Origin of the sequence: Roseomonas sp. TAS13 (assembly GCF_001950415.1) — a bacterium.
In the GTDB taxonomy this organism is placed as follows: Bacteria; Pseudomonadota; Alphaproteobacteria; order Acetobacterales; family Acetobacteraceae; genus Roseomonas; species Roseomonas mucosa.
In genome coordinates, this window is sequence record NZ_BDLP01000567.1 from 1 (window position 1) to 1,993 (window position 1,993).

The following is a 1,993-nucleotide window of genomic DNA, read 5'->3' on the forward strand; positions in this document are numbered from 1 at the left end:
GCCGCCTGATGGGGGAAAGGAGAGACGAGAAAGGGGGAAGGAGAACGGGAGGGATGGGGGAGGGGAGGAGCGTCCGAGAGACGGGAATGGCCAGAACTGTATCGTCAATCCGCCCGTGCCGGTCGTCTCTCCTCGGGTTGCTGAGGTCTGAGCCACGTCGCCGGCCGGGCCTACCCCCGCTTTCCCCGTAGCCGGGGAAAGCGCCTGCGGTTTGGCCTTCTCGGTCAGGCGCCGGGGCCGCGCCGCGCGCGGGGCCTTGCCCCGCTTCGTCGCAACCCCCGCCCCCTCCCTCGCACGCCTCAGGGGTAGGCCCGCCCGCCGCCGCGTCTCTGGTCGACCGCACCCGAGGAGAGACGACCGGCACGGGCCGGAAGCCTCCTGGGGGAGAGAGATGAAGAGGGTACGACGATGGCTGGTTCGCTCAACAAGGTCACGCTGATCGGTCGCCTGGGCGCTGACCCCGAGACGCGCCACTTCACCAACGGCGGCCAGGTGGTCAGCCTGAGCATCGCCACCAGCGAAACCTGGAAGGACCGCTCCGGCGTGCGCCAGGAGCGCACCGAGTGGCACCGGGTCTCGATCTTCACCGAGGGCCTCGGCGACGTCGTGGCCCAGCACGCCCGCAAGGGGGCGCTGGTCTACATCGAGGGCAAGCTCGAAACCCGGAAGTGGCAGGACCGCGAGGGCAACGACCGCTACAGCACCGAGATCGCGCTGCGCCCCTTCCACGGTGTCTTCACCTTCCTGGCCGATGCCCCCGCCTCGGGCGGCCGGGAGGAACCTGCCTCCGGCGATGCTCCCGCCGCCGATGCTCCCGCCGGCGGTGCCGCGCGCCGGGCCCGTGGCCGTGCCGCCCCGGCCAAGGTGCGCGCTGCCGACCTGGACGACGACGTGCCGTTCTGAGCGGCCCGGCTGGGCGCCCTTCGGGGCGCCCGGCGGCCTTCACCCGATCCCATCCCTTCCTTCGCCGGTCGGCCAGGCGGCCGCCCCGGCACACGAGGATTCCGTCCGATGTCCACCACCCCGCTCGCCTCCGGGGCGCTGCCGCGCCCGCGCGCGCTCACCACCCTGGTCTTCCACGACGTCCACGAGGAGGGATTCCAGGGCGCCGTCGGCCGCTGCCACGACCTGTCCACGGTCCACCCCTACGCCTTCGTGTGCCGCGAGGCCGCGAACCTGCTGGGGAACCACCGGGCGCTCCGCAGCCTCTGCGACGGCTACAGCCTCCGCACCCCCGGCTACCGGCCGCCCCCGCTGCCCGATTTCGACGACAGCGAGATCCCCTTCTGAGGAGCGACGCCATGACCTTCGTGCTGATCTTCGATCCGGACCCGATCCTCGGCAACGCGCCGCGCTTCTTCGGGCCCTTCGCCACCGAGGCGGCGGCCAGGCGCCACGCCGAGGACACGGGCATGACCGGCGGCGTCGACTTCGATACCGCCGCGGCACAGGCCGATGCCGAGGAGGGACACTCCGGGTATTCCGGCTCCTTCGCCTGCGCCATCGCCCGCATCGAGCCGGTGGACGGCGCGGACTTCCCCGTCGAGGGGGAGCCATCCTGATGCTGCGCCAGTACCACGCCCCGCGCCGCCTCGGCGGCGACAACCCCCTCGGCGTCGGCACCGTCGCCATCGGGGCGGTCTTCTACCTCCAGGACGACGGCCACTGGCGCGACCGCTATCGCGGCGTCGCTGTCTGCCGCGCCCCGTGGATCGTCGAGGCCTTCCTCAACGGCCATTACCATGCCGCCCGCCGCGATCCCGCAACCGGCCACTGGCTCAGCCTCGCTGTCGCCAACCGCACCGACCTGGCCCTGGTCCGCTCGCTGCGCGACGGCCGCCGCGCCACCGTCGCCATCCGCACCCTGCAGCTGCACGAGGACGAGGGCCTCGGCTGGCCCGACAACCCGCGGTCCCGGCCGCCCGCGATCCCGGCCCGCCCGGCCTGACGGCCGGTGCGCGGCTCCCCGCTTCACTCCACACCCGGAAGAACC

The 1,993-nt window shown here is 73.0% G+C and carries 4 protein-coding genes; all 4 read left to right on the forward strand.

What is annotated here, in order from left to right; translation table 11 throughout:
• The first annotated feature begins 408 nt into the window (after window positions 1-408).
• The 4 genes from ssb to ROTAS13_RS23660 all read left to right on the forward strand — a co-directional run bounded on the left by ssb (window position 409) and on the right by ROTAS13_RS23660 (window position 1,948).
• Window positions 409-903 carry a single-stranded DNA-binding protein gene (gene ssb / locus ROTAS13_RS23645; RefSeq protein WP_027297323.1) on the forward strand — a complete coding sequence of 165 codons (495 nt, stop codon included), beginning with the start codon at window positions 409-411 and terminating at the stop codon, window positions 901-903.
• 108 nt (window positions 904-1,011) lie between these two features.
• Window positions 1,012-1,290, forward strand: coding sequence for a hypothetical protein (locus ROTAS13_RS23650; RefSeq protein ID WP_027297324.1), 279 nt, complete (start codon window positions 1,012-1,014; stop codon window positions 1,288-1,290).
• 11 nt (window positions 1,291-1,301) lie between these two features.
• The gene (locus tag ROTAS13_RS23655; protein ID WP_027297325.1) at window positions 1,302-1,562 is read left to right on the forward strand and encodes a hypothetical protein; all 261 of its coding nucleotides are present in this window, start codon (window positions 1,302-1,304) and stop codon (window positions 1,560-1,562) included.
• Entirely contained in the window at window positions 1,562-1,948 is a 387-nt protein-coding gene (locus ROTAS13_RS23660; protein WP_027297326.1) for a hypothetical protein, read from the forward strand. The genes ROTAS13_RS23655 and ROTAS13_RS23660 overlap by 1 nt, the downstream gene beginning before the upstream one ends.
• The last annotated feature ends 45 nt before the right edge of the window (window positions 1,949-1,993 follow it).

Bases quoted from the DNA above. Each gene is read 5' to 3' on its own strand.
- ssb (WP_027297323.1), top strand. From the start codon at position 409: ATGGCTGGTTCGCTCAACAAGGTCACGCTGATCGGTCGCCTGGGCGCT.
- ROTAS13_RS23650 (WP_027297324.1), top strand. From the start codon at position 1,012: ATGTCCACCACCCCGCTCGCCTCCGGGGCGCTGCCGCGCCCGCGCGCG.
- ROTAS13_RS23655 (WP_027297325.1), top strand. From the start codon at position 1,302: ATGACCTTCGTGCTGATCTTCGATCCGGACCCGATCCTCGGCAACGCG.
- ROTAS13_RS23660 (WP_027297326.1), top strand. From the start codon at position 1,562: ATGCTGCGCCAGTACCACGCCCCGCGCCGCCTCGGCGGCGACAACCCC.